The sequence below is a fragment of the Arsukibacterium ikkense genome, assembly GCF_000987775.1.
GTDB lineage: Bacteria > Pseudomonadota > Gammaproteobacteria > Enterobacterales > Alteromonadaceae > Alishewanella > Alishewanella ikkense.
In genome coordinates this window covers 142930-168973 of record NZ_LAHO01000008.1, presented here as the reverse complement: position 1 = coordinate 168973, position 26044 = coordinate 142930, and the positions used below count along the sequence as shown (strand labels likewise).

Here is a 26044-nt window from a genome sequence, read left to right as displayed (position 1 = left end):
CTAATATTGTTACAGCGTTCAGAACAGCTGTTAGTAAGATAAAGCCCCGGTAAGGTACGGGGCTTTATGCTGTTGCGATCTGTTTATTACGCTTCGTCGATGCTGCTTTTGTAACCGGCAGCGTCTAATAACGCATCCAGTTCGCTTGCATCACTGGCTTTAACTTTAAACATCCAGCCGTCGGTATACGGGCTGGCATTAACCTGCTCTGGCGAGTCTGCCAGCGCGTCGTTCACTGCTACTACTTCGCCAGACAGCGGTGAGTAAATATCTGAGGCCGCTTTTACCGATTCTGCCACAGCGCAATCGTCGCCCTGGCTGACGCTGGCACCAACTTCTGGCAGCTCAACAAATACCATGTCGCCCAGCAGCTCCTGCGCGTGTTCGGTAATGCCAACAGTGAACACACCATCACCGTCGTTGCGAACCCATTCGTGGCTAGAAGCATATTTTAATTCTGTAGGGATTAAGCTCATTATAAATTCCTTCGCTGTTTTTATACGTATGTTGTGCTACGTCTGCTGTTATAAATTCTAATGTTATACATTCTGATTTTAGATGACTTTTTTACCCATGCGTACAAAAGCCGGTTTCACCACTTTAACGTTAACCAGTTTGCCACGAATATCCACTTCGGCGCTATCGCCGGTGGTGGCCGGTACCCGGGCCATGGCAATACTGTAACCTAAAGTAGGCGAAAAGGTGCCCGAAGTAATAATGCCTTCGCCGCCCTCAACCACAACGCGTTGGCCATGGCGCAGTACACCTTTTTGCTCCATTACCAGACCAACCAGCTTATCGGTACCTGCGGCTTTTTGCTGCTCTAGCGCCGTGCGGCCAATAAAGTTACGATCGCTTGGCGCCCAGGCAATAGTCCAGCCCATGTTGGCCGCCAGCGGCGATACGGTGTCATCCATATCCTGGCCGTATAAATTCATGCCTGCTTCCAGGCGCAAGGTATCACGCGCCCCTAAGCCCGCTGGCGCTACGCCGGCTGCCAGTAATTTTTGCCAGAAGGCCGCGGCCTGATCTTCAGGCATGGCAATTTCATAACCGTCTTCGCCGGTATAACCGGTGGTGGCAATAAATAAATCGCCAGCCTGCACACCAAAAAAGGGCTTCATACCAGCAACGGCGGCTAGTTGCTCAGCGCTTAATAAGGTGGCGACCTTGGCTTTGGCATTCGGGCCCTGTACTGCAATCATCGCAAATTCCGGGCGCTCAGTTACGGTAACATTAAAGGCTTTGGCTTCGGCATTAATATGGGCTAAGTCTTTTTCGCGGGTGGCAGAATTCACCACTAAGCGGAAAAATTCGTCCTGCATAAAATAGACGATTAAGTCGTCAATCACGCCACCCTGCTGGTTCAGCATGCCGGTATACAGCGCTTTGCCAGGTACCGTTAGTTTGGCAACATCGTTAGCCAGTAAATAGCGTAAAAACTCACGGCTGCGCTCGCCGGTTAAGTCAACAATGGTCATATGGGAAACGTCAAACATACCGGCATCGCGGCGTACAGCGTGGTGCTCTTCAATTTGTGAGCCGTAGTTAATTGGCATATCCCAGCCAAAAAAATCGACCATTTTGGCACCAGCAGCAAGGTGGCTGGCATGTAACGCAGTTTTTTGAGCCATTATTTTTTCCTACTTATTGTGAGGGCCACAAGCGGTAAAACCAACAATAGCAATAAGCCTTATTTTTCAGGCTATTACGTAAAAATGCTAAGCTTGAGACTAAAAAATACCGACCGATTATACCGCATAGCCCCCGCGGCAAACAGCCCAATTTGGATTACTTTTTGTAATGCGACAAGCCGGGTTACAAATAAAACTAAGGCAAACTGTCCACCACGGCGCCCTGGTTTTTCACAAGCTCAGGCAAGTCACCTTTGAGCCCCAGCGCATACGCCATTAATTGCTGTTTAATCAGCGGCAACTGATCTACCGCCGCTAAACCTAAGCCGCGCAGCAATTTGGCCAGCGCAGGTTTAGCGCTAAAGCCGCGTTTAAAAGCCTCCATTGCCACTATCATGCTTTGCGCTTCGGCTTTACGCCAACGCTCATAGCGCCGTAGCATAGCGGTGGCCGCAATATCTTCAGCCAACGCTTGCTGCTCGCCAATCAGCTGCGCCAGTGCCGTGACATCCATCAGGCCTAAATTCATGCCCTGGCCGGCCAACGGGTGAATACTGTGCGCCGCATCGGCCACCAGCACTACCCGGCCCCGCTGCCAGCTACTGGCATAACGCATGGTTAAGCCAAATGCCTGGCGCTCGCTTTGTAACTTAACCGGGCCCAGTACTGCCTGGCTGGCGGCACACAGTGCCTGTTCAAAGGCCGTGTTATCCAGCGCCATTAGGCGTTTGGCCTCAGCCGTTTCGGCGCTCCAGACAATGGAACAAACATCAGGCTCCGGCAGTGGTAACAATGCCAGCGGGCCACTGGGTAGAAATACCTGGCGGGCGCTCAACTGATGGGGTTCAGTGCAGCGAATTTTCGCCACTATGGCGGTGTGCTGATAGTCCCAATGGGTGAGTGGTAATTGCATATGCTGGCGCACAAAGGAGTTCACGCCATCAGCACCGACTAATAGCTGGCTTAAAACAAGCTCGTTATTATCCAGTTGCAGCATTACTTCGCGCTCGCCCTGCTTTAACTGGCTGATAGCGACGTTAAAGTAGCATTGCACATTGCTGTATTGCTGTAATTGGCTGTACAGCAATTGGCGGATATGTTCGTTATCGCAAATGTAGCCCAGCGCTTCAAGTTGCTGCTGCTCTGCCGAAAAGCCTATTTTGGCAAAGCTGTCCGCTTCCCACACCTGCATAGTGGTGTATGCGGCAGCGCCAGCCAGTAGCTGCGGCCAAATGCCCAACTGCTGAAATAAACTGCGCGAGGCCATATTAAGCGCACTTACCCGGTTATATGCTGGCGCGGCGGCAGAGGGCGCCGGGCCTTGCTCTACCAGCACCACCCGCAGCTGTTGCCGGGCCAGCAGTAAAGCCAGGGTCAGGCCTGCGCTACCGCCACCGACAATGGTAATATCAGTATTTTGCATAAGAATGTCCCTGGCCCATCGCCTGCATGGCAAGCGGCCGTTTTAGTGGGTCGCACAGTAGCATCGCCGCCAGGCCGGTATTACGGGCCAGCGCCACTAAGCGTGAATTATTGGAAAAACCCCGCACCAGCGCATCGGTAAACCAGACCACTCGTTTAATGTCCTGCTCGCGCAGCTGCTGATACGCGCGCAGCACCGGGTAGCTGCCCGCATCCCCGGCTGCGCCACGAGCCATGCTGGCTCCAGCACGAGCATCACCCAGCGCCAGCAGTAGTGCCTGTATATCACGGATGGCCAGGTTAAAGCCCTGGCCGGCTATCGGGTGTAAATTGTGTAAGCTGTTGCCCAGTAAGGCCGTACGATGGCGCACGATGTGCTGCGGCCGGCGCAGCGTTAACGGATACTGTACCCGGGAGCCGGCGCCGCTAAACAGCCCGGCCCGATAACCAAAAGCCTGTTGAATAGCTGCCGTAAATTGCTGCTCGTCCAGCGCTAACAAGCCTGCGGCTGCATCGCGTGCTACCGTCCACACCAACGAATAACGCTGGCCAGTCAGCGGCAATAACGCAATAGGGCCATGCTCGGTAAAGCGCTCAAAGGCGGTATTATGGTGATCCTGCGCCAGCGCCAGGTTAGCAATAATGGCGCTTTGCTGATAATCATCGCTGCTGACACTAAAGCCAGCCAACTGGCGGCTTTGGGATAAACCGCCCTCGGCAATCACTAATAAGTTAGCACTAAGCTCAGTGCCACTGTGCAGCGTGATCTGCTGGCTGTCGATTGCCGGTTTGATAGCGGTAATAAAATCGGGCTGAAAATAACTCAGGTTGGGCTGCGCTGAGAGCTTAGTGCTAAGCAAGTTGCCCAGGTGTTCTACTTCTACTACCTGGCCAAGCGCAGCTTGCTGATATTCGCTGGCCGTTAAGCGGGTTTTGCCAAAGTGGCCGCGATCGGATACCCATATCTGCTCAAGCGGGCAAGCCTTAGCGGCCAAATCCTGCCACAGCCCCCAGCGCTGTAATAAGCTGACGCTCCCCGCCGCCAGCGCAATACTGCGGCTATCAAAACTGGCGCTTTGCAGACTCTGCGCCTGCAAAGCACCTTGCCTTTCAATCATTGCAATACGCAGCTCTGGCCGGGCAAGTAGCAGGCACCAGGCCAGTAAACTACCGGCCATGCCGCCACCGGCAATAACGATATCAAACTGCGCCTTGCTGGGGTTAGTTGCCATTATCAGTTGCGGCCCTGAGCTGCAGCCATCAGCTGCTCGATAGCATCAATCTCTTTTGGTACCGCCGTGGTCAGGTTGTCATGGCCCTCAGGCGTCACCAGCAGGTTATCTTCAATCCGGATAGCGATGTCCCACCAGCGTGGCTCGGTTGGGCTGCCCGCCGGAATATACAGGCCAGGTTCAATGGTTAATACCATACCGGGCAGGAAAGGCTGCTCCTGCACTTCGTCATTTAGGCCGGCCGCTTTATAGGCGCCGACATCATGCACATCCAGCCCCAGCCAGTGGCCAATGCCATGAATAAAATAGGCTTTGCAGGCTTTATCGGCAATAAGCTGTGCCAGCTCGCCCTGCAAAATACCTAAGCCCAGCAAACCTTCGGTTAGTACCTGCTCCGCTGCGGCTGTTACTTTAGCAAAATCGCTGCCCGGCGCGACTGCATTGCAGGCGGCATACTGCGCATCCAACACCAGCTGATACAGCGCTGCCTGCTCGTCACTGAATTTGCCCGATACCGGAAAAGTCCGGCTAATGTCAGCCGCGTAACCCTGTAACTCGCAGCCGGCATCTATTAATACCAACTCACCGGCCTTCAGCTCGCTGCTATTGTCGGTGTAATGTAAAATGCAGCCATTTCCACCACTACCGACAATACTGTTGTACGCCGGGTAACGCGCACCATTTAAGGCAAAGTGGTGCAGAATTTCTGCTTCCAGCTGATACTCAAAGCGCCCCGGCCGGCATAGCTGCATGGCCCGGATATGTGCCTGCGCGCTGATCTGGCCAGCGCGGCGCATCAGGGTAATTTCAGTGTCATCTTTAAGCAGCCGCTGCGCGGCACTCAGTGGCGCTAAATCAACCAGCTGGCCTGGTGCAATATCGCCGCGTTTTTCGCGCTGCTTTAAGAGCTGCATCTGCTTCGTGACCTGCTGCAGCAACGAAGTCTGTTCTGTGATATTCAGGTATACCGCAACACTGCCATTGATAGCCTGCGACAACAGGGCGCTTTGCTCACTAAGTGCCGCCGCCTGCAGTTGCAAGCTGTCACTGGCCACAGCCGGGCCCAGCCGGCGGCCATGCCATACTTCCAGCGCCGGGTCTTTTTCGCGGCATAGCAGCTGCACAGCGGGTAAATCGGCACGATTAGTTAAAATAAGTAAAGCATCGGGTTCGTTAAAGCCGCTGTAATACCAAAAATCGCTGTGCTGGCGAAATGGATACTCAGTATCACGGCTACGGCTTTGCTCTGTGGCAGCACTGATAATGGCAATCGAGTTGGGCACGAGGGCCGCGATTAGCTGCGCCCGGCGCCTAACGAATACAGAATTTTCCATGTCAATCCTTCCAAGCAAAAGTGGCCAGACCTGGTTGCTTTAATGCAGCGTTTTACCATGCGGTGGCTGCGGGCTGTACTTCAGGCCAACTTCGTTAAAGCAGCACAACACCATCATGCGCACATGTTCCAGCACCAGAAAATAGGCTTCTTCATTTTCATCGCTGCTGCCGTCCGTTACGGTATGAATATCAACCCGGGTCACTTCAGTTAGCTGATCGAGCGCCTCGCGTACATCTTCTGATACCAGAGACAAATCCGTTTGTTGCACCGCAAAGCCCACTAAAAAGGCCTGCGACCATTCAACCAGTGCTTCCAGCCGCTCAAACAACGCATCATCGTCACTTGGCAACAGCACGCTAAAGGAGAAATCGCTTTGCTGCAGGCTGCTGGCGGTGGCCGCCACTAATTGCTGCACCTGACTCTGTAACGCCGCCGGCAATGCCTGTCCATCGTTCAGAAAATCATACAGCACCGGTAACAGGCTTTTGGCATCGGCCTTAACCCCGGCACTTAACATGCCGGCAATTAAACCATGCAGCTCTGCCGCTGAGGCCATCACATGCGCCAGCTCCAGGTCACTACTCCAGCGGTCATAACTTTGAATTAGAGGGTTGCTCATAGGCTTGTCTTCACAAATTTACACCCTAATATCCTACCACTGCCGCCAGCCAACTGCCAGTAAGCTGCACTTGCCGGCTCTGCTGCTGAATATCTGCGCAACCCGCCAGCATTTATTGCCTGCCCCCTTATAACGTGCTGGCACTGCTGCTATACTACAGGTGTTCTCTGGGTTGTTTGTGATGTTGTTGACGTCCCTGAGCCGATAATTGTTTTATCCAGGAATTCTTCTGTGTGGCTTTTGTGCAGGCCCGGCTTGTACCGGGAAGCCTACGGCAACCATGAGTCTTCCGCCTTGAACCCTGGGTTCAAGGGCTTAAATAACTAACGGCAATTCGGAGAACCCTGCTTTAAGTTCTGTTCAGCACTTTTTGACAGCCAAAGGTTTTTGATGTCACTACTGCAACAACCGGTTCAACCAGCTCTGCGTCTCTCCCGCCAAGCGATTCGCCAGCATGCACGGCAGCTGCGCCAGCAATTACCAGCAGCAACACGTGCCAGTGCCGCAACCGAACTGGTACAACAGGTTTTTGATCAAGCTGAATTAACCTCAAAACAACACTTTGCGCTGTATCTGGCCAACGACGCCGAGCTGAACACTGAGCCATTAATTAAGGCCCTGTGGCAAGCCGGTAAAGATGTCTACCTGCCGGTGCTACACCCTTTTTGCCCTGGCTACCTGCTATTTTTACATTACGACAGCACCACCGAGCTGCGAGCAAACCATTTTGGCATTCCGGAACCCCGGCTTAATTGCGCTAATGTTATACCAGTAGCGCAGCTGGATGTTATTTTTGCGCCACTGGTAGCCTTTGACGCTGCAGGCAACCGTCTGGGAATGGGCGGCGGCTTTTATGATCGTACTTTGGCGCAACTGCCGCGGCACAGCCCCTGCCAGGTTATTGGCCTGGCACACAACTGCCAGCAGGTAGCGGCTGTGCCCGTTGAGCCCTGGGATATTCCGCTGCAGCAGGTTATAACCCCTGCTAAGTATTTTGATTTTCGTTAAACTGTTTTGTACTTTTTCGGCTTTTACCCTTTTGTCTGCGCCCGCTTTCGATATAATATCCATCTGTACGGCTAAACGCTAAAAGCCGCTAAGCAAAAAAGAGACCTGCCATGACCCAAGATGAAATGAAACGTCACGCTGCCTGGGCAGCTCTGCAATTTATCAGCAAAGACAGCATTGTTGGCGTTGGCACCGGCTCTACGGTGAATCATTTTATCGATGCCCTGGCCAGTATTAAAGACAGCATTCGCGGTGCGGTATCAAGCTCAGAGCAATCGACCGCTAAACTCAAACAACTTGGCATAGCCGTGCTTGAACTGAATGACATCAGCGAGCTGAGCATTTATGTAGACGGTGCTGATGAAATTAATGGTCAGAAGCAAATGATCAAAGGTGGCGGTGCCGCCCTGACCCGCGAAAAAATAGTTGCCGCAGTGGCAAAAACCTTTGTCTGTATTGTTGACAGCAGCAAACAGGTTGCGGTTCTCGGCCGCTTTCCACTGCCGATTGAAGTGATCCCGATGGCCAGCAGCTATGTCAGCCGGCAGCTGGTTAAGCTGGGGGCAAGGCCGGTGTTGCGCCAGGGCGTAATTACCGACAATGGCAACCAGATCATTGATGCGCACGGCTTACACATTACCGATGCGCTGGCGCTGGAGCAGCAACTGAATAATATCGTTGGCGTGGTAACCAATGGCTTATTTGCCCGCAGGCCGGCCGATATTGTGCTGGTAGGCAGTGGTAATGGCACCCAGATAATTAAATAAACCATTAATAAGCTTTGCCGCTGGCTGCGCTTTTTAGCTCAGAACCCTTTATCAAATTAATGCAACGAGAGAACCATGGAAAAATTTTCGCTGGCCAAAGACAAAATAAAAATATTGCTGCTGGAAGGTTTACACCAGAGTGCAGTGCAAACCTTTAAACAGCAAGGTTACACCAATATTGAGTACCTGAAAACATCGTTGCCGGAAGATCAACTGATTGCGCGCATTAGCGATGCTCACTTTATTGGTATTCGCTCACGCACCCAGTTAACTGAGCGGGTGCTGGAAGCCGCCAATAAGCTGATCGCGATTGGCTGCTTTTGTATCGGAACCAACCAGGTTGATTTAGAAGCTGCCTTAAAACGGGCTATTCCGGTATTCAATGCTCCTTTCTCTAACACCCGTTCGGTGGCGGAGCTGGTACTGGGCCAGATGATTATGCTGCTACGTGGTATTCCACAACGCAACGCCGCAGCGCACCGGGGTGAATGGTTAAAAACCGCCGACAACTCTTATGAAGCCCGCGGCAAAACCCTTGGCATTATTGGTTATGGCCATATCGGTACCCAGTTGAGCATTATGGCGGAGCATATTGGTATGCGCGTGCAGTTTTACGATATTGAAAGCAAACTGGTGCTGGGTAATGCCAATCAGGTGGACTTGCTTACCTTACTGAAAACCTCAGATGTGATAAGCCTGCATGTACCTGAAACAGCGCAAACAAAAAATATGATTGCCGAGACAGAACTGGCCAGCATGAAGCAGGGCGCCATTTTAATTAATGCCTCACGCGGCACTGTAGTGGATATTGATGCGTTAACCGCCAGCTTGCAGAGCAAGAAACTGGCCGGCGCGGCCATTGATGTGTTTCCGCTAGAGCCCAAAGGCAATGATGAAGAGTTTGTCTCGCCACTGCGCGCCTTTGACAATGTGTTGCTAACACCGCACATTGGCGGTTCAACCCAGGAAGCGCAGGAAAACATCGGCTATGAAGTTGCCGGTAAAATGGTGAAATACAGTGACAATGGTTCAACCTTGTCGGCCGTTAACTTCCCGGAAGTATCCTTGCCCGAGCACAAAGGCCGCTCACGCTTGCTGCATATTCATAGAAATCAGCCGGGCATGATGACCAAAATCAACGAAACTTTTGCCAAACACAATATCAATATTTCCGGCCAGTACTTACAGACGGTGCAAGACATTGGTTATGTGGTAATTGATGTTGACTCCGCAGACCACGAACTGGCATTAAATGAGTTAAAAGCCATTCCGGGCACTTTAAAAGCCCGGGTACTGCACTAACGGCTAAAGCAGGCTGCCCAGCTACAGGCAGCCTGCTTTAGCAGGCAGCACAGTGAATTAAAAGGTATACACCACAGACGCTGCAGTTTCGGTATCCATGGTTTTTAATTTGCCCTCTGGCCGCGAGTTATGCCGGGCTACAAAGCTAAAACGCATTGATAATTTATCAAACAACTGAGCGGTAATACTACTGCGGCTGACAAAAGTTGAGTTAGCACCATCCAGCGATACCGAGCCTTCAAAGGTTTGCCGAAAGGTACTGCCCTCGTACACTTTTTGTTCCAGATTAAACGCCAAAAACCAGATCAAACCCGTATTGGCTAAACCGCTGTTACTGCGTTGATGCGCAAAACCCGGGCCGGTTTCCAGATCAATATAGTTGGTTTGCATTTCATACACCCGGTTGGCATAACCCGCAGCCAACGAGCTTTGCACCCTGAACGCACCAAACATATCGTACAAATAAGCGCCTCGACCAAATAACGACTGACGACCAATCAGAAACTTGTAGTTACTCTGGCCGGTCATACCGTAGCGTTTAGCCGTAGTCACGCTGTCATGCTCCTGGGTTTGGGCATTAAATATCTTGCTGCGCTGCACCCGGCCGTACAGCTGATAACGATTACGAAAATACTCTAGCTCGTGCACCAGCTCACTGTTAATGCGCACAGCATAGGCATCAGTATTGCCGCTGTTAAACAGCAAACCCAATTCAATGTCGCCGCCAATAGTGCCGAGAAAATCCAGCGGTAACTGAAAAGTTGGCGAGTTGCCATCTGCTACCCCATCTGCATCAGAGTCGGGAGCAGCTAATGCCGGCAACGCCATTATTACTAGTGCCAGCAATAAAACCCGCAAGCAAATAGCCACCTTGTTAGCTTGCCTCAGCCCGATTACTGATAAATGCCAGTGCCAGATCAAGCCGGGCCAGGGTACGTTCACGGCCTATCAGCAGCAGCGTTTGATCAAGCGCTGGCGAATTACCGCCCCCCGTCACCGCCACCCGCATCGGCATGCCCACTTTGCCCATGCCCAGGCCCAGTTGCTCAGCCGCAGCATTTATGGCGTCGTGAATAGGCGCTAACTGCCACTGTGTCAGCTCGGCTAACTTTTGTTTAACTAACGCCAACGGCTCAGCCGCCACCGGCCGTAAGTGCTTTTTAGCGGCGTTTTCTTCGAAATCAGGAAAATCTTCATAAAAATAGCGGCTAACTTCCACCAACTCTTTTAAGGTTTTTACCCGCTCGGCCTGCACGCTAATAACGTCTTCAAGCGCTGGCCCTTTGCTGATATCCAATTGCTGCTCGGTTAAATGCCATTGCAGTTCGGCCGCTACCCGCGCTGGCGGCAGGGTTTTCATATAGTGCTGGTTTAACCACAGCAGTTTGTCAGTGTTAAAAGCAGACGGCGCCCGGTTGCAATCGGCCAAATCAAATAATTCAATTAGTTCAGCTTTGCTGAAGATTTCCTGATCGCCATGCGACCAACCCAGCCGTACCAGATAGTTAATTAACGCCTCCGGTAAAAAGCCGTTATCGCGATACTGCATTACACCTACCGCGCCATGGCGTTTTGATAAGCGCTTACCATCGTCACCTAAGATCATTGGCACATGAGCATATTTAGGAATGTCAGCACCGAGCGCTGCCAGAATATTCATTTGTCGCGGTGTGTTGTTAACATGGTCATCGCCGCGGATAACGTGGGTAATCCCCATTTTCCAGTCATCAACTACTACCGTCAGATTGTAAGTTGGCGTACCGTCACTGCGGGCTATGATTAAATCGTCCAGTTCGCTGTTGGCAATTTCAATCCGGCCTTTAATCATGTCGTCAATCACCACCACGCCCTGCTGCGGGTTTTTAAAGCGGATCACATAGGGTTTGTCGGTAGGGTGATCAGTGCGATCGCGCCACATACCGTTATATTTCGGTTTTTCGCCGGCAGCCATTTGCGCTTCGCGCATGGCATCTACTTCAGCCACAGTGCAAAAGCACTTATAGGCTTTACCTTCACAAAGCAGCTGAGCCACTACCTCTTTGTATAAATCAAAGCGCTGGGTTTGATAGTACGGGCCTTCATCGTGTTCTAAACCTAACCAGTGCATACCCTCTAAAATGGCATCAACTGAGGCCTGGTTAGAGCGCTCTATATCGGTATCTTCAATCCGCAGAATAAATTTACCGCCCTGCTTTTTGGCATAAAGCCAGCTATACAATGCAGTGCGGGCACCGCCAACATGCAAGTAGCCGGTGGGACTGGGAGCAAAACGGGTAACTAACGACATAGCAGATCCAAAATAGCCAAAAACAGAGTTAGCGCTATTGTAACAATGCTAGGCCAAGGTTGCACCACCTGTGCAGCAGCATAAAACGGTGTATTTGCCGCAAAAATCACTCGATGTTTACTTTTGCAGCAATCAAACCGTTTTTTTAAAAATAAAGTTGACAGTAAATTCATGCTCCCTATAATGAGCGCCATCAAACAGCGTGGATTGTTAGCTCAGCTGGGAGAGCACCGCCCTTACAAGGCGGGGGTCACTGGTTCGAACCCAGTACAATCCACCAATTTGATGTCTTATCATGGAGAGCACCGCCAGCTCTTTACGACGAGACGGTGGTCACTGGTTAGAACCCAGTACAATCCACCAATTTGATTCTACAAATAGTTAAGTTTATCTCCCGTGGATTGTTAGCTCAGCTGGGAGAGCACCGCCCTTACAAGGCGGGGGTCACTGGTTCGAACCCAGTACAATCCACCAATCTTGACGTATTATCATGAAAAGTTACGCCCCTCTTCGCCAAGACGCGGTTATGACTAATTCCAACCCAGCAATTATTTACATTTTCCTTTGATCTTGTTGTTTCTTTTCCTGTGACTGCAAAATCCTGCGCATGATGTCTTTCCAAGACACAATACCAATTAAATGTTTCTGCGCATCAACCACCAGTAGACAACTGATATTACGCTCTACCAGCATGCTGGCTGCCTGCAAAATGCCCATATCTTGCGATACGCTAAATACCGGCGATGACATGACATGTTTAACCTTGCGGCTTTTCATATACAATTCAATGGTGTTTTCCGATGCGTTATCCATAACCGCATTCAACGTTTTAAAATAATCTTTTACCGACACAATGCCAACCGGCTGCTGCAGGCTATTCACCACAGGCACATGCTGAAATTTTGCATCAACAAATAAGCTGCGTAAGCTCGCTAAAGACGCGTCTTCAGTGGTAACCCGTACTTTTTTGCTCATAATGGCCGCTAACGACATAGTCTGTACCTGTTTGAATTTGATGCGTTTATACTGTAGCGCAAATTGCCAAAAAACCCAGAGCCTGCATTATTACTAAAAAACGCCCTTTATGGACGTTTTTAATAATATAGTTTGCCCGGTTTCAGCTAAATACACGGCCAGAACGTAAGCCTATGCCAGATGCTTTACCAACGCCGCTGCCACGGCATGAGCACTAGCGGGGTTTTGACCGGTAATGACTCGGTTGTCTTCAATAACCAACTCGCCCCAGGGCTGCCCTTTACGATACTGCTTAGCGGCGCGTGCTAACGATTCCTCCAATAAAAACGGGATCTTGTCGATGGTGCCGTAGTCGACTTCTTCTTCACGAGTAAAACCAGTAACAACAGTATTGCTCAATAGCTTTTCACCATTACTCAGGGTTACCGGCAGCAAACCCGCCGGGCCATGACAAACTGCGGCCAGTAACCCACCATTTTCATAATGTTGGGCACTTAATTTTGCAACGGTTTCATTGGTGGCCAAGTCCGACAGCAAGCCAAAACCACCCGGATAAAAAACTGCATCATAATCATCAATATTAACTTTTGACGCTAACAGGGTATTGCTGATCCGCTGCTGAAACTCAGCATCGGCCAAAATTCTGCTATTCACCGCATCATCTTTAATATCAGTACCGTACAAAGGAGCCTTACCGCCATTAATCGACGCCAGATCATAATGAACACTGGCATTTAAAAATACATCTAACGCATGGGTAAGCTCAGGCGCATAGGTGCCATTGGCTTCATCAGTGTTACCGAGTGTGGCGTGATTGGTTACAAATATCAGTACTTTTTTCATTAATCCTCCGCTAATCGGCCATAACACCCGTTATTGAGTGTTATGCCCGCTGTTACTAAGGCTTAGTAATAGCCACTCTAGTATATATTGGATCACCGCTATCTAAGTTCAAGGGTACTTGCCGCTATTCGCCCTGGCGTTATCCCATTGTTCTGCTGTTGCCAAAGCCAAAACTTGCTATAGTAAGCAAAGTGACTTAACACCCATTGGAACCCTTTACTGCATGAACACAGCGCCGCGCCGCGATGAACGTATCCTGGTGATAGATGACCAAAGTTTAGCTCAGGGCTTTTTGCGCTTTGCGTTAGAACAACTGGGCTATCAGAATATATTTCTGGCCGAGCGGGCCAATGTGGCGTTAAACCTGTGCCGGGATAATCAGTTTGATTTAATTATCTGCGCCCATAACCAGCAGCAGGGGAAAGACGGCTTTCAGTTGTACGAAGAAATTAAAGCCAAAGGCTTGCAGCAGCTAAGTTGTGGCATTATTTTTATCAGCGCCGAGACCGATCCATCCTTAGTACATAGCGTTATTGAGCTGCAACCCGACGAGTTTCTGGCCAAACCCTTTGTGATTAAAGATTTACAGCAGCGGATTGAGCGGGTGCTGCGTCGCAAACAGCAATTGCGCGAGGTATATCAGGCACTGGACGCCAAAGACGATCAGAAAGCACTGGCAGCCATTGATCAGCAGCTGGCCGATGCCCAGCAGCATAAATTATTTCCGTTATTATTGCGCTTAAAAGGCGATGTATTACTACACCAGGCTGATTACCGCACCGCCGAAACCTTTTTCAGCGCTATGTTGAATATCCAGCCTTTTAGCTGGGCCCGGATGGGGCTGGTACGCTGCCATCTGGCAGCCGGTAAAGAGCAACAGGCCTTTAGTGAGCTGGAAGTATTGCTGGGGCGTTCAGAGAGCCGCTTATTTGCCCTGGATTTGCTAGCTGAGCTGGAATTCAAACAACAGCATTATCAACAGGCACAGCAACATATACTGGAAGCCGCCGAGCTGGCGCCACGGAATATGTTTCGCCAGCAAAAGCTATTACAACTTTCCCGCCTGAACCACGATTACGAAAACCAGTACCGCGCCGCGCGCGATATGGTGAAGTATGCCCGCTACTCCATGTACGAGCAGCCCGATTTATACTTAACGCTGGCCAGAGCCAGTATTGATTATGCGCTGAGCGTGGAAGATGAAGAACAAAGCAGCCGCTTAAACCGCCAGGCCACCGTATCGCTGACCACAGTGCAGCGCCAGTATACCAATGGCGCAAACCAGGCGCTGGCAAGCCAGCAGCAGGTGTTGCAAGCCAGGCTGTTGTATTTGCAGGATCACAAAGAAAAAGCTCAGGCATTGCTAAGCGCGCTGGAGCCTTTACAAAAAATTGAGTCGGTTGAGGGAGCGCTGGACAGAGCCAAAGCGCTGCATGAGGTAGGCTTAAGCCAGGCCTCTGCCGAGCTGTTTGCGCAAATCAGCCGCCATTGTCAGCAGCAGCTGGCCGATCCCTTGTTCAATGCCTATTTGCAGCAGGAACAACAAGAGCGACTGGCCATGCGGCTTGGCCCGCGCGAGCTGAACAACAACGCCGTAACCCTTTACAAACACGGCAACTGGCAGGAAGCTTTTGAAGCCTTTAAACTGGCGTTTACCGTTATGCCGAAAAACGCCGGTATTGCCCTGAACTTATGGCAAACTCTGCTGACCAGCCCAAGGCCACTGTGTGCACCTTCTACCAAACAAAGTTTATTGCAACTGTGCCAGCAACTGATAGAGCACAGTACTCTGAAACCCGAGCAGCAAGAACGTTACAGCCAGCTTAAGCAAAAATATTTAAGCCAGCACGCTTAGCTTTTGGAGCCAGCAGGCAGTTGCTCTGGCCATTCCTTAAAAATAAGTGGCAGGGTTTTGCTGAACGCCAGCCAGATCATTGCCAGCAGCAACAACACCGGGGCCCACAACCGCCAGGGCGCATCCAGAATTACATCGCCATCCAGGCCACTGACGCTGTGGCCAAAATCTGCCAGGGTGACCAGCCACAGCAGCCACAAGCCCGGCCGCCACAAATAACACCAGAAACGCCGTCCTTTCGGCCGACGCTGGCTAAGTGCTGCCACTAACAGCAATAGGGGTAATGCAATCAGGCAGGCCACTAAAAAATCATGTTGCCGTGGGTAGAACTGACTTAGCAAACTATGCTGCGATCGCATCATACTCAGCTCCGCCAGCCAGCTGATATAAGGCCGCAGCAATAGCAGTAGCAAGCCATAAAATCGCAATGGAATTTGCAGCAAGCCATGGTTATCCAGTAACGGTAAATACTGAGGTGATTTCATCGCAGGCCGGCCCCTTGCATGTTATGCCTGTCGCTTACGCTGGGCTAAGATACCAAGGCCACTGAAAATCGCCAGACATACCCAGGGCAGCGCTATGGTACTTAACCGTGCCAGCCAGCCAGCTACCACAGGGGTAAGAAATATTGTGAGCGCACCATAGCCAAAGGCACACACCAGGATAAAAATAACGGTGCGCCAGATAAAATGCAGGCTAATGATCTGGCGGCGGATAAAGCGGTTAATATCATCGCCAAATACCACCAGACAGGTTGCCACCATTGCCAGCGCTATATCGCGCAGATAAGGCCGGAACAATAACCCCCAGTCGGTTAATAACTGCCAGAACAACTCACTCATCAGGCGACTCCGTTACTGCTGAATAAATCTAACATCTGCTGCTCAGTCCAAACCTGCACCTTAAGTTCATTGGCTTTAGCCAGCTTAGAGCCGGCATTATCGCCGGCAATAACCGCATAGGTTTTCGCCGACACGGAGCCTGATACCTTAGCACCCAGTTGCTGCAAGCGAGATTTGGCATCATCCCGCCCCATGCTGCTAAGGGTGCCGGTTAACACTACCGTCTGGCCGGCCAGCGGCTGCGCCGAGGCCTGCTGCACGCTGATATCCGGCCAGTGAATACCAACCTGCTGCAACTCGGCGATAACTTGCTGATTATGCGGTTCAGCAAAAAAACTTTGCAGGTGCTCGGCCACCACTTTACCCACATCACTGACTGCCAGTAACTGTTCCAGGCTGGCGGTCAGTATCGCGGGCAGGTTGCCAAAGTGCTGCGCCAGATTAAGCGCCGTCGCCTCGCCTACTTCGCGAATACCCAGTGCATAAATAAAGCGTGGCAAGCTGGTCTGGCAGGACGCCTTAATGGCATTAAGCAGCTTCAACGCCGATTTTTCTGCCATGCGTTCCAGGCCAATTAATGCCGGCATATCCAGCTTATAAATATCGGCCGGGGTGCTAATCAGCTGCTGATCGACCAACTGCTCTACCAGCTTGTCGCCCAGGCCATCAATATCGATGGCTTTGCGGCTGACAAAATGTTTAATCGACTCTTTCAACTGGGCCGCACAAAACAAACCTCCGCTGCAGCGCGCTACTGCCTCGCCGCTAACCCGCTCTACCGCTGAACCGCAAACCGGGCACTGTGCCGGGAACACGATATCGCGCGCATCCGGCGGCCGGCGCTCGGTAAGCACTGCCACTATTTGTGGAATAACATCGCCAGCCCGGCGCACCGTTACCGTATCGCCCACTTTAATACCCAGCCGGTTAATTTCATCCTGATTATGTAAAGTAGCGTTACTAACCGTTACCCCACCCACCACTACCGGTGCTAAGCGTGCAACCGGGGTAATAGCGCCGGTACGGCCCACCTGAAACTCTACATCCAGTAAGGTGGTTAACTGCTCCTGCGCCGGGAATTTAAAGGCTATAGCCCAGCGCGGCGCCCGGGCCACAAAGCCCAGCGCCTGTTGCTGCGCTAAGCTATCAACTTTAATTACCACCCCGTCAATTTCATAAGGTAACTGACTGCGCTTGTCGCCAATTCGCTGGTAGTATTCCAGCACTGCCTCGCTACCTTTTACCAGTTGCACTTCCGGACACACCGGAAAGCCCCAGTTTCTCAGCTGCATTAACCGCTGATAATGGCTTTGGTTATCCAACCGCTGTTGGCTGTCAGTCACGGCCCCTATGCCATAAGCATAAAACATCAGCGGCCTGGCGGCGCTGATTTTCGGATCCAGCTGGCGTAAGCTGCCGGCAGCGGCATTACGCGGATTAGCAAATATTTTATCGCCCGCCTGGCGGGCCTTGTCATTCATGGCCTGAAAACCCGCCAAGGGCATAAACACTTCGCCGCGTACTTCCAGCACCTCGGGTACCTCGCCATTTAACTGCAAGGGTACTGCGCGGATCGTTTTCACATTGCTGGTAATATCTTCACCGGTAAAACCATCACCGCGGGTGGCGGCCTGAACCAACAAGCCGTTTTTATAACGAATCGCCACGGCCAGGCCGTCCAGTTTTGGTTCACAGCAAAATTCAAACTCGCTGTCACTGTCTATCCGCTCAGCGATCCGTTTACTGAAAGCTACAAAGTCGGCATCAGCAAAGGCATTATCCAGGGATAACATAGGTACGCTATGGCTCACCTGGCTGAATTTAGCCAGGGGCATGCCCCCCACCCGCTGGCTGGGCGAATCGGCAGTAATCAGCTGTGGATGCGCCTGCTCCAGTGCCACCAGTTGTAAAAACAGCCGGTCATACTCGGCATCAGGCACACTTGGCTCATCCAGCACATAATACTGATAGTTATACTGTTGTAATTGCAGGCGTAACTGCTGTAACTGCTGATTGATGCTATTTTGGTCTGCTGTGGTCATAAATGCTGATCTGTCATGATGGTATAGGTAACAAGTTATCGATAACAAAAACGGCAGGGAAAGCCCTGCCGTATGCCATAGTTAATGCTTACTAGCCATGAATAAGCTGCTGGCGCTGAAATTCACGAATTTTGTCAACATAATGCCGCACGGTTTGCACTGTTAATACGCTGCGCTGACCATCCAGCACCTGGCCACCAAATTCCTCGGCCAGTTTTTTTGCCGCATTATGCATTAAATTAAAGTTTTGTAGTGGCTCGCCCGGCCCTGGCAGGGTCATAAATAAACTTAAACCACGGGTACTGATTTTATCAATCTGCTCTAAATCAAAGGTGCCGGGGTTAAACATATTGGCCAGGCTGAACAACACTTCACCGCCACCGGCACTATCCAGATGGCGGTGGAAAATATCCATATCGCCATATTTAAAGCCCAGTGGTAATAACGCGGCCAGTAAATCAGGGCCTTTGATTTCACTGCTCTCTGGCAGCAATACATATAAAATCAGCACTTCTGACGGCTGGTGTGCCGATTTTTGCTCGGGCGCTGCAGCGCTGGTTGTAAGTTGCTCAGACTGGTAGTCACTTTCAAGCTGCGGGCTGCCCGGGCCTTCATCATCAGGCAGCGCATTAAAATTCAAGCCAGGTTCGGTTTTATCAGTTGTACCAGCAAAATCCAGCTCTGGCTGCTGCCGGGCCGACTGCTGAGCATGGCCGCTGGCTTTAAACGCGCTGGCAGGCTGCGCCGCAGTTCTGACTTTAGGTTCAGTGCGCCCGGCACTGCCACCCGCATCAGCCGCACGCGATTTAATCACCCGCACCGGGCCGACGCCTAAATCGTCGAACCCTTCACTGTGCTCTGGCTCAGTTGGCCCAGCGTTGTCGGGATGATAACGATGGCCGGCCTGGCGGTTGTTTTTTCGTACCGTCCATAAGCCATGAATAAACAGGCCACCGAGCACCAGCGCCCCTAAAATAATTAATACTAATCTCAACTCACTAGCCATAGTTATACCTTATTATGTTCTCAGGCTACTGCCAGCTTGACAGCATCGTCCACATCCACAGCCACGACCCGCGATACACCAGGCTCTTGCATGGTTACCCCCATCAGCTGTGCCGCCATCTCCATGGCAATCTTGTTGTGGCTAATATAAATAAATTGCACGGTTTCCGACATTTCCCGTACCAGGTTACAAAACCGGCCTACGTTGGCATCGTCTAACGGTGCGTCTACCTCATCCAGCATACAGAACGGGGCTGGATTGAGTCTGAATATTGAAAACACCAATGATAAGGCCGTTAGCGCTTTTTCACCACCCGATAATAAATGAATTGTACTGTTTTTTTTGCCAGGTGGTCTGGCCATAATAGTAACACCGGTTTCCAGTAAATCCTCTTCGGTTAAATCAAGGTAGGCGCTGCCACCACCAAATACTTTTGGGAACAACCCTTTTAGCCCTTCGTTTACCTGTTCGAAAGTTTCTTTAAATTTTTGCCGGGTTTCTTTATCAATTTTGCGCATGGCATTTTCCAGGGTATCCAACGCCGACGTTAAATCATCGTGTTGACTGTCCAGATAACGCTTACGCTCGGCCTGCTGCTCGTACTCATCAATAGCGGCCAGGTTTATGGCCCCTAAACGGCTGACCGCGTCTACGGTTTTATCCAGCTGCTGCTGCCACTGCGCTTCATCAGCGTCGGCAGCAAGCTGTGGTATCACATCCTTTATATTGACCTGCTGTTCGCGCAGCAGTTCCAGCATATTGTTGGCGCGAATGCGACAGCCCTCAGCATCAAGCCGTAACGACTCCATTTGCTGCCGCTGCCGGTTCAGTTGTTGCATAATGCCTTGCTGGCCTTGCTCCAGTTGCCGCATTTGCTGCTCCAGTGTGGCCAGTAACTCATTAGCTGCTATCATGGCCAGCTCGGCATCTTCGCGATTTAACAGCGCTTCCTGCAATTGCTCCTGCAGTAAAATTTCCGGCTGATCATTGTCAGTAAGCTGCTGTTGCAACGTATAAATTTGTTCGCGCAGCTGTTCCAACTGCAACCTGGCCCGGCTGACATTCTGCGCCAGGCTCTGTTGTTGCCGTTCGGCCAGGGTTAGCTGCGTTTGCAGCTGCCGGCAGTGATCCTTTTGCTGCTCAAGCCGATCCCGCTGCTGTTGCAGCTGCTGCTGGGCTTGCTGCTGCGCCTGTTGCAGGGTTAACTCTGCCTCGGCATGTTCCGCTAAGGCAAACTCGGCTTGCTGCTGCCGTTCATCCAGTATTGCCAGCTCTGTTGTCAGCGCGGCGTATTGCTCACTGAGTTGCTGACACTCAACCTCAAGCTGCACTTGTTGCTGGCGGGCCAGCTGCTCGGCCTGAGCCTGTAACTGGCGCTCGGTATCCAACTGTTGTAATTGCTGGCGCAAAGCGGCAAGGTGCTGTTGCTGCTGTGCTAATGCCTGGCGCGCTGCACTTTCTGCCTGCTGTGCCTGAGTTAACTGCTGTGCCAGCGCACTGTGCCCGGTTGCCAGCTCTGCAAGTTCAGCGGCTATAGCCGTTAAACGTTCGCGTCGCAGCAAGCTGGAGTCGGTAATGTCGCCAGTGCTGCTATGGCCCCAGTTATGACCCAGCCAGTGGCCAGCAGCGGTGATCACCGACTGGCCAAGTTCAAGTGTGGTAGCCATAGCTTGCGCGCCGCTGAGCGACTCTGCTAGCAAAATATGTTGAAAGTAAGCCGGGTAACAGCCGGTATTAATCACGCTGGCCAGGGTGCCAGGCTTGGCCTGCAGGCTTAACGGCCTGACATAACAAAAATTATCTGGCTCAGCGTCTTCCTGGCTCAGGCTGGCATGCTGCAAGGGCCCCAGCGCTGCAGCCACCGCGCCAGACCAGCCGCTCTGCACAGTAAGCTGCGCCAGTAACGCCTGCGCTTGGTGCTGCTGGCGGGCATCCAGCGCCGTTAAGCGTTGCTGTTCCTGGGTTAATATCTGCTGCCGGGTAGCCAGTGCCGCCAGCTGCTGCTGTACCCTGGCCGTATCACTGCCGGCACTGTCGCTGAGTGTTTGAGCCTGGGCAAGCTGCAAGGCCGCCTGCTCGCTGTCAGCTGCAAGCTGTTGCTGGCGGGCGGCCATTTCAGTATTGCTACTGGCTGGCTGCTGCAGTTGCAACTGGCTTAGCTGCTGCTGGCGCTGCGCCAGTTGCTGCTGATACTGCCCGGCCTGACTGCTGGCACTTTGCCACTGCAACTGCGCCTGCTGCTGTTGCTGGCGCAAATTAAAATGCTGCTGTTGCCATTGCTGCCACAGCCGTTGCTGCTCGGTCAGCCTGTCTTGCGCCTGCTGTAATTGCAGCTGCAGCTCAGCCAATTGCTGTTCGCTGAGTTCAAGCTCCGGGCTGTGCTGCTGTTGTAAACTTTCCAGCTCGTCCAGTTGCGCTTGCTCGCTACTGACAAACCGTTCGCTGTCGCTGAGTGCCTGCTGTTTCTGCTGCAACTGGCTGCTGAGGATTTGCTGTTGCTGGCGCTGGTGTAAAATTTGCTGTTCCAGCCGGCTGATGGTATTGCCCAGCTGATAAAAGCGGCTTTGCTGCTGCTCGGCCTGCTGGCGGGCATCGCTGGTTTGCTCTTTTAGCTCAAGCAAGATCCGCTGCTCGCCCTGAATGCCGGCCTGATATTTTTCCAGTTCGGTCTCCTGCGCTGCTAACTGCTGCTCCAGCTCCACTAACTGGTTGTTAAAGCGCAGCCATTTTAAGGTGGTTAATTCCGCTTTAAGCTTTCGCTCCTGTGCTTTAAGCTCTTTATAACGCTGGGCCGTGCTGGCCTGGCGCTTTAACTTGTCGATATTCTTTGCCAGCTCTTCCCGCACGTCGGCCAGCCGCTCAAGGTTATCGCGGGTATGTTTAATGCGGTTTTCGGTTTCGCGCCGGCGTTCTTTATATTTGGAGATGCCGGCAGCTTCTTCAATAAATACTCTTAATTCCTGTGGCTTAGACTCAATCAGCCGCGAGATCATGCCCTGCTCGATAATGGCGTAGCTACGTGGCCCCAGGCCAGTACCGAGGAAAATATCGGTGATATCACGGCGGCGGCATTTGCTGCCATTGAGAAAATAACTGGACTGCGCCTCACGGGTCACCAGCCGTTTTATGGAAATTTCACTGCGATCGGCCATGCTGCCACTCAGCCGGCCCTGGGTATTTTCAAATACCAGCTCTACCGAGGCTTGCGATACCGGCTTACGCTGGCCAGAGCCGTTAAAAATAACGTCAGTCATGGCATCGCCACGCAGGTTTTTGGCCGAGCTTTCACCCAGCACCCAGCGCACGGCGTCAATCACGTTTGATTTACCGCAACCGTTCGGGCCCACCACTGCGGTCATTTGCTCTGGAAAAGGTACCAGGGTTGGGTCAACAAAAGACTTAAAACCTGCCAGTTTTATCTGTTTTAAGCGCATCTGTACTCAGCATTATTATTGTTAGTATGCGTTTTAGCTAACTGTAGTGGTTAATCTAAATCGTTTAATGGCCAGCTGACAATAAAATCTTCAAAGTTATCCAGGTTAACCTGGGTTTCGCAAATGGCTTTGTTGCGCACCGACATTTGCTTTTTATGCATCAGGCTTTTTTTACCGCCATTAAGTAACGGATGCCAGCTGGGTAGGCCTCGCCCTTCGTGCAACCGGCGGTAGGCACAACTGGTTGGCATAAAAAAAATGTTTTTCAGATTAGCTTTGGTCAGTTGAATGCAATCTGGCACCAGCACTGTGCGCTGGCTGTATTCTGTGCATTCGCATTTATGGCTGTTCAGGTAACGACAGGCAATATTGGTAAAGTGCACCTGTTCATCAGCTTTCAGCACGCTGGTCGGGCCTTGCTCTTGCTCATCATCGTCATCGATAAATTTATTCAGGCAGCATTTGGCGCAACCATCGCACAAGGCTTCCCATTCCTCGGTGTTCATTTCATCGAGGCTTTTTGTTTCCCAGTAACGTTCTGCTAATGCCATGCCTAGCTTACCTTTGTATTGACGGTGAAAAAATCGGCCAGTTGCAGTTGCAACTGATCGCCAGCCTGCAGCGGCCCCACTCCTGCCGGCGTGCCGGTAAGCACCATATCGCCGGCTAACAGGGTAAAGTGCTGCGACATTTCGCTGATAAGCTGGCTGATGCCCCGGATCATATTGGCACTGTTGCCATGCTGCCGCTCAATGCCGTTAACTGTTAAACTGAAATCCAGCTGCTGCGGATGAGCAATATCACCTGCCGGCACAAAACCGGCAACCGGACAGGCACCGTCAAAGCCTTTAGCTATTTCCCACGGCCGCCCCAGCTGTTTCAGGTTAGCCTGCAGCTCACGCAAGGTTAAATCCAATGCCAGGCTGTAACCCCAGATAGCCGCAGTTACCTGTTGTGGTGTCGCCTGCGACAGCGGCTGGCTGATCAGCACCGCAATTTCTAACTCGTTATGCACGGCACCACGCCCGCCCGGAATGGCGAAAGCCGGTGCCAGTGGGCAAAGTGCCGTACTGGGTTTAATAAAGAACAATGCCTCGGCAGCGGTTTTGCTTTGCATTTCGGCAATGTGGTCCTGGTAGTTCTGACCAATACACACCACTTTACCCACCGGCAGCGCTATCGGGCTGCCATCAACTTGCTGATGCAGATAAGCCATAAGTTACTCGGCAATAATCAGGTCAGCTAAATAGCCAACGCTGGTAACAAAGTAGTAAGAGCGGTTCCAGTGCATCAGGCTTTTATAGTTGTCATAACCTAAAAAGGCCCGGCCACCGGCACCGTCTGGCAGAATTAATGCAGCCTGCATATCCCGTGCAGGTAAGCCACTGCCATTGAGCCGGCGTACCCCCAGTTCGTTCCACTGCGCCAGGCTGCGGGCAGAATCATTCCAGCGTTTCAGCCATTCCGCCCGGGCCAGACTGCCACGCTGAATGGCCAAACCGGCGTCAAACTTCTCAGGCAACACCACTTCCCGGCCCCAGGTGATGCTGTTATCCCAGTTCTGGTGTTTCAGGTAATTTGCAATGGACGCGAAGACATCAAGCTGATTGGTCCAGATATCTTTTTTACCATCGCCGTCGCCATCCTGGGCATACGCCAGGAATGAGCTTGGCATAAACTGGCTCTGGCCCATAGCCCCCGCCCATGAGCCTTTCATATCGGCAAAACTGATATGGCCTTCTGCCAGAATATCCAGTGCATTAAAAAATTCCTGGCGGAAAAACGTTTCGCGCCGGCCATCATAAGCCAGGGTAGCTAAGGCTGAAGGGATAGAATAGTTGCCCATAAAACGGCCGAAGCTGCTTTCCAGGCCCCAGAGCGCAACAATAAAGCGCGGTTGCACGCCATATTTCTCACCAATCTTTTCCAGCTCAGGTAAATACTGGTTATAAAACCCGCGAGCCATTCTGATCCGGGTTTCACTCACCCGTTTTGGCAAATAGGTACTGAGTGTTTCCACCGACTCCGGCTGGGTCTGGTCGGCTTTCACGACCCGCTCGTGAAACGTCAGCGAGCTGAACACTTCATCCAGCAGCGCTTTATCATAGCCTTTCTGATCGGCTTCCAGCCGCAAACTGGCAGTGTATTCCTCAAAGCTGGGTTTAGCGGGTGGCACCGTGGCCGTTTCGCTGGCAGCAGCGGTACCGGCCAGGCAGGTTGCCAGCAGTGCTGGTAAAGCTACTTTTTTTAGCGCTAATTTTATGTTCATATTAACCTTTGTCTGTCTGGATGCTGGCTTTGTGCTGTGCCAGCAGGTTTTCAGGAGGCGGTGGCAACTGCAAATAAAACCCCTGATTTTTCAGTGCCGCGCGTAACTTATGAATATCAATCTGGGCTAAATGTTCCCGCTTTGCCAAATTAAGCACGGTAACCAGCTGTGGCTTGCCAAACGTGGTCATTAATGCAGCAGGTACCGGGCTGAAATCGTCACGGCGTTCAACATATAAGTAAGTGCCCTCTTTGCGCGGGCTTTTATAAACAACACATAACATCAATAAAACGTCTTCGCTACCTTGCCTAACAGAGGGTGAAACTATAACATGAAGCACAGGTAATGCGCACTGGCCGCAAGGTCAGGTGCATAAATAATACTGCTTATCGCAGTGACTAAAATAACGCGTGCGCCAAAAGTTTTATGTCTGATAATTCGCTGGAACTGAAAGGGAGTTTATTCCCTATGTCAGTGTTGCACTGTGCTGATTTAAGCCCGGCAACCCTGCACACCTTATTAAGCGCCAAGTTGGCGCAAGCACCTGCATTTTTTCTGCAGGCTCCTATCGTCCTCAACCTGAGCGATGCCACCGAAACGCCTGACTTTAACCGTTTAAAAAACCTGTTTGCTGAACTGAAACTGGTACTGGTGGGCGTTACCGCTGCCAACCCGGAGCAAAAAGCCAGCGCCCATGCGGCTGGCCTGGCCGTATTGCAGGCAGGTAAAGCAGCGCTGAAAACCAAAGAGCCGAACACCAGCCCCCCGGTAGCTGAAGTAAGCGACAACAAAGCAGTAGCTAGCGCTGCTGCAAGCAGCAGTGTAGCTGCCACGATGGATAGCAAAGTAATTGAACAAACCGTGCGCTCCGGCCAGCAAATTTATGCCAAAGGCACCGATTTAATTGTTAAAGGTGCAGTGGGCGCTGGTGCTGAAGTGATTGCCGATGGCAACATCCATATTTATGGCTCGCTCAGGGGTAAGGCTATAGCCGGCGCCAGTGGCGATACCAGTAAACGAATTTATTGTTATAACCTGCAAGCTGAATTGGTTTCTATCGCTGGTAATTACTGGCTAAGTGACAGTTTGCAGGGCAAATTTTGGGGCAAATCAGCCTGCATTAAGATGCAGGACGATAGCTTAGTCATCTCTGAATTAGTGTAAGGATCGT

The 26044-nt window shown here is 51.6% G+C and carries 24 protein-coding genes, 2 tRNA genes and 1 other RNA gene; 8 read left to right on the top strand and 19 right to left on the bottom strand.

Annotated features, from left to right (window positions below; genetic code table 11):
* Positions 1–86 precede the first annotated feature (86 nt).
* From gcvH to WG68_RS09835, 6 genes are all read right to left on the bottom strand, one after another.
* On the bottom strand, positions 87–476 hold the full coding sequence (gcvH, locus tag WG68_RS09860; protein ID WP_046557518.1) for a glycine cleavage system protein GcvH: 390 nt from the start codon (positions 474–476) through the stop codon (positions 87–89).
* A gap of 78 nt (positions 477–554) precedes the next feature.
* The gene (gcvT, locus tag WG68_RS09855) at positions 555–1634 is read right to left on the bottom strand and encodes a glycine cleavage system aminomethyltransferase GcvT (protein ID WP_046557517.1); all 1080 of its coding nucleotides are present in this window, start codon (positions 1632–1634) and stop codon (positions 555–557) included.
* Positions 1635–1830: 196 nt separating this feature from the next.
* The gene (locus WG68_RS09850) at positions 1831–3057 is read right to left on the bottom strand and encodes an FAD-dependent oxidoreductase (protein ID WP_046557516.1); all 1227 of its coding nucleotides are present in this window, start codon (positions 3055–3057) and stop codon (positions 1831–1833) included.
* Entirely contained in the window at positions 3044–4288 is a 1245-nt protein-coding gene (gene ubiH, locus WG68_RS09845) for a 2-octaprenyl-6-methoxyphenyl hydroxylase (protein ID WP_046557515.1), read from the bottom strand. Before ubiH ends, WG68_RS09850 begins: the two co-directional genes overlap by 14 nt.
* A gap of 2 nt (positions 4289–4290) precedes the next feature.
* Positions 4291–5622 (bottom strand): Xaa-Pro aminopeptidase, encoded by a 1332-nt coding sequence (gene pepP / locus WG68_RS09840; protein WP_046557514.1) that lies wholly within the window; start codon positions 5620–5622, stop codon positions 4291–4293.
* 39 nt (positions 5623–5661) lie between these two features.
* Positions 5662–6243, bottom strand: a complete 582-nt coding sequence (locus tag WG68_RS09835; protein ID WP_046557513.1) for a UPF0149 family protein — start codon at positions 6241–6243, stop codon at positions 5662–5664.
* A gap of 161 nt (positions 6244–6404) precedes the next feature.
* Here WG68_RS09835 and ssrS point away from each other — a divergent pair.
* From ssrS to serA, 4 genes are all read left to right on the top strand, one after another.
* Positions 6405–6588: non-coding RNA, 6S RNA (gene ssrS / locus WG68_RS19395), on the top strand.
* A 45-nt stretch (positions 6589–6633) separates the two neighbouring features.
* Positions 6634–7251 (top strand): 5-formyltetrahydrofolate cyclo-ligase, encoded by a 618-nt coding sequence (locus WG68_RS09830; protein ID WP_046557512.1) that lies wholly within the window; start codon positions 6634–6636, stop codon positions 7249–7251.
* 110 nt (positions 7252–7361) lie between these two features.
* Positions 7362–8018 (top strand): ribose-5-phosphate isomerase RpiA, encoded by a 657-nt coding sequence (rpiA, locus tag WG68_RS09825; protein WP_046557511.1) that lies wholly within the window; start codon positions 7362–7364, stop codon positions 8016–8018.
* A 75-nt stretch (positions 8019–8093) separates the two neighbouring features.
* Positions 8094–9320 carry a phosphoglycerate dehydrogenase gene (gene serA / locus WG68_RS09820; RefSeq protein WP_046557510.1) on the top strand — a complete coding sequence of 409 codons (1227 nt, stop codon included), beginning with the start codon at positions 8094–8096 and terminating at the stop codon, positions 9318–9320.
* Between the two features lie 57 nt (positions 9321–9377).
* Here serA and WG68_RS09815 read toward each other — a convergent pair whose 3' ends face one another.
* Entirely contained in the window at positions 9378–10178 is an 801-nt protein-coding gene (locus WG68_RS09815; RefSeq protein ID WP_235357714.1) for a DUF481 domain-containing protein, read from the bottom strand.
* A gap of 16 nt (positions 10179–10194) precedes the next feature.
* Positions 10195–11607 (bottom strand): glutamate--tRNA ligase, encoded by a 1413-nt coding sequence (gene gltX, locus WG68_RS09810; protein ID WP_046557509.1) that lies wholly within the window; start codon positions 11605–11607, stop codon positions 10195–10197.
* 204 nt (positions 11608–11811) lie between these two features.
* Here gltX and WG68_RS09800 point away from each other — a divergent pair.
* Positions 11812–11887 (top strand) — tRNA-Val (locus tag WG68_RS09800).
* Positions 11888–12005: 118 nt separating this feature from the next.
* Positions 12006–12081 (top strand) — tRNA-Val (locus WG68_RS09795).
* A gap of 78 nt (positions 12082–12159) precedes the next feature.
* Here WG68_RS09795 and WG68_RS09790 read toward each other — a convergent pair.
* Together WG68_RS09790 and WG68_RS09785 are read right to left on the bottom strand one after the other, a co-directional pair.
* On the bottom strand, positions 12160–12600 hold the full coding sequence (locus WG68_RS09790; protein ID WP_046557507.1) for a CBS domain-containing protein: 441 nt from the start codon (positions 12598–12600) through the stop codon (positions 12160–12162).
* Between the two features lie 153 nt (positions 12601–12753).
* Positions 12754–13425, bottom strand: coding sequence for a type 1 glutamine amidotransferase domain-containing protein (locus tag WG68_RS09785; RefSeq protein WP_046557506.1), 672 nt, complete (start codon positions 13423–13425; stop codon positions 12754–12756).
* Between the two features lie 223 nt (positions 13426–13648).
* On the opposite strand from WG68_RS09785, the gene WG68_RS09780 reads away from it, so the two are divergent.
* Entirely contained in the window at positions 13649–15280 is a 1632-nt protein-coding gene (locus tag WG68_RS09780) for a response regulator (protein WP_046557505.1), read from the top strand.
* On the opposite strand, the gene WG68_RS09775 is transcribed toward WG68_RS09780, so the two are convergent.
* From WG68_RS09775 to WG68_RS09735, 9 genes are all read right to left on the bottom strand, one after another.
* Complete coding sequence (locus tag WG68_RS09775) at positions 15277–15765, bottom strand: DUF2919 family protein (RefSeq protein WP_046557504.1); 489 nt, start codon at positions 15763–15765, stop codon at positions 15277–15279. The genes WG68_RS09780 and WG68_RS09775 overlap by 4 nt on opposite strands.
* A 21-nt stretch (positions 15766–15786) precedes the next feature.
* Entirely contained in the window at positions 15787–16122 is a 336-nt protein-coding gene (locus WG68_RS09770) for a DUF3392 domain-containing protein (RefSeq protein WP_046557503.1), read from the bottom strand.
* Complete coding sequence (ligA, locus tag WG68_RS09765; RefSeq protein ID WP_046557502.1) at positions 16122–18164, bottom strand: NAD-dependent DNA ligase LigA; 2043 nt, start codon at positions 18162–18164, stop codon at positions 16122–16124. The genes WG68_RS09770 and ligA overlap by 1 nt, the downstream gene beginning before the upstream one ends.
* Positions 18165–18255: 91 nt before the next feature.
* Positions 18256–19170, bottom strand: coding sequence for a cell division protein ZipA (gene zipA / locus WG68_RS09760; RefSeq protein WP_046557501.1), 915 nt, complete (start codon positions 19168–19170; stop codon positions 18256–18258).
* A 20-nt stretch (positions 19171–19190) separates the two neighbouring features.
* Positions 19191–22604, bottom strand: coding sequence for an AAA family ATPase (locus WG68_RS09755; protein ID WP_046557500.1), 3414 nt, complete (start codon positions 22602–22604; stop codon positions 19191–19193).
* 50 nt (positions 22605–22654) lie between these two features.
* Positions 22655–23155 (bottom strand): YcgN family cysteine cluster protein, encoded by a 501-nt coding sequence (locus WG68_RS09750; RefSeq protein ID WP_046557499.1) that lies wholly within the window; start codon positions 23153–23155, stop codon positions 22655–22657.
* A gap of 2 nt (positions 23156–23157) precedes the next feature.
* Complete coding sequence (locus tag WG68_RS09745) at positions 23158–23820, bottom strand: fumarylacetoacetate hydrolase family protein (protein ID WP_046557498.1); 663 nt, start codon at positions 23818–23820, stop codon at positions 23158–23160.
* A 3-nt stretch (positions 23821–23823) separates the two neighbouring features.
* The gene (locus tag WG68_RS09740) at positions 23824–24873 is read right to left on the bottom strand and encodes a lytic murein transglycosylase (RefSeq protein WP_046557497.1); all 1050 of its coding nucleotides are present in this window, start codon (positions 24871–24873) and stop codon (positions 23824–23826) included.
* 1 nt (position 24874) lies between these two features.
* Positions 24875–25156 (bottom strand): YcgL domain-containing protein, encoded by a 282-nt coding sequence (locus WG68_RS09735; RefSeq protein ID WP_046557496.1) that lies wholly within the window; start codon positions 25154–25156, stop codon positions 24875–24877.
* 143 nt (positions 25157–25299) lie between these two features.
* On the opposite strand from WG68_RS09735, the gene minC reads away from it, so the two are divergent.
* Entirely contained in the window at positions 25300–26037 is a 738-nt protein-coding gene (gene minC, locus WG68_RS09730) for a septum site-determining protein MinC (RefSeq protein WP_046557495.1), read from the top strand.
* The last annotated feature ends 7 nt before the right edge of the window (positions 26038–26044 follow it).

Bases quoted from the DNA above. Each gene is read 5' to 3' on its own strand.
- gcvH (WP_046557518.1), bottom strand. From the start codon at position 476: ATGAGCTTAATCCCTACAGAATTAAAATATGCTTCTAGCCACGAATGG.
- gcvT (WP_046557517.1), bottom strand. From the start codon at position 1,634: ATGGCTCAAAAAACTGCGTTACATGCCAGCCACCTTGCTGCTGGTGCC.
- WG68_RS09850 (WP_046557516.1), bottom strand. From the start codon at position 3,057: ATGCAAAATACTGATATTACCATTGTCGGTGGCGGTAGCGCAGGCCTG.
- ubiH (WP_046557515.1), bottom strand. From the start codon at position 4,288: ATGGCAACTAACCCCAGCAAGGCGCAGTTTGATATCGTTATTGCCGGT.
- pepP (WP_046557514.1), bottom strand. From the start codon at position 5,622: ATGGAAAATTCTGTATTCGTTAGGCGCCGGGCGCAGCTAATCGCGGCC.
- WG68_RS09835 (WP_046557513.1), bottom strand. From the start codon at position 6,243: ATGAGCAACCCTCTAATTCAAAGTTATGACCGCTGGAGTAGTGACCTG.
- WG68_RS09830 (WP_046557512.1), top strand. From the start codon at position 6,634: ATGTCACTACTGCAACAACCGGTTCAACCAGCTCTGCGTCTCTCCCGC.
- rpiA (WP_046557511.1), top strand. From the start codon at position 7,362: ATGACCCAAGATGAAATGAAACGTCACGCTGCCTGGGCAGCTCTGCAA.
- serA (WP_046557510.1), top strand. From the start codon at position 8,094: ATGGAAAAATTTTCGCTGGCCAAAGACAAAATAAAAATATTGCTGCTG.
- gltX (WP_046557509.1), bottom strand. From the start codon at position 11,607: ATGTCGTTAGTTACCCGTTTTGCTCCCAGTCCCACCGGCTACTTGCAT.
- WG68_RS09790 (WP_046557507.1), bottom strand. From the start codon at position 12,600: ATGTCGTTAGCGGCCATTATGAGCAAAAAAGTACGGGTTACCACTGAA.
- WG68_RS09785 (WP_046557506.1), bottom strand. From the start codon at position 13,425: ATGAAAAAAGTACTGATATTTGTAACCAATCACGCCACACTCGGTAAC.
- WG68_RS09780 (WP_046557505.1), top strand. From the start codon at position 13,649: ATGAACACAGCGCCGCGCCGCGATGAACGTATCCTGGTGATAGATGAC.
- WG68_RS09775 (WP_046557504.1), bottom strand. From the start codon at position 15,765: ATGAAATCACCTCAGTATTTACCGTTACTGGATAACCATGGCTTGCTG.
- WG68_RS09770 (WP_046557503.1), bottom strand. From the start codon at position 16,122: ATGAGTGAGTTGTTCTGGCAGTTATTAACCGACTGGGGGTTATTGTTC.
- ligA (WP_046557502.1), bottom strand. From the start codon at position 18,164: ATGACCACAGCAGACCAAAATAGCATCAATCAGCAGTTACAGCAGTTA.
- zipA (WP_046557501.1), bottom strand. From the start codon at position 19,170: ATGGCTAGTGAGTTGAGATTAGTATTAATTATTTTAGGGGCGCTGGTG.
- WG68_RS09755 (WP_046557500.1), bottom strand. From the start codon at position 22,604: ATGCGCTTAAAACAGATAAAACTGGCAGGTTTTAAGTCTTTTGTTGAC.
- WG68_RS09750 (WP_046557499.1), bottom strand. From the start codon at position 23,155: ATGGCATTAGCAGAACGTTACTGGGAAACAAAAAGCCTCGATGAAATG.
- WG68_RS09745 (WP_046557498.1), bottom strand. From the start codon at position 23,820: ATGGCTTATCTGCATCAGCAAGTTGATGGCAGCCCGATAGCGCTGCCG.
- WG68_RS09740 (WP_046557497.1), bottom strand. From the start codon at position 24,873: ATGAACATAAAATTAGCGCTAAAAAAAGTAGCTTTACCAGCACTGCTG.
- WG68_RS09735 (WP_046557496.1), bottom strand. From the start codon at position 25,156: ATGTTATGTGTTGTTTATAAAAGCCCGCGCAAAGAGGGCACTTACTTA.
- minC (WP_046557495.1), top strand. From the start codon at position 25,300: ATGTCTGATAATTCGCTGGAACTGAAAGGGAGTTTATTCCCTATGTCA.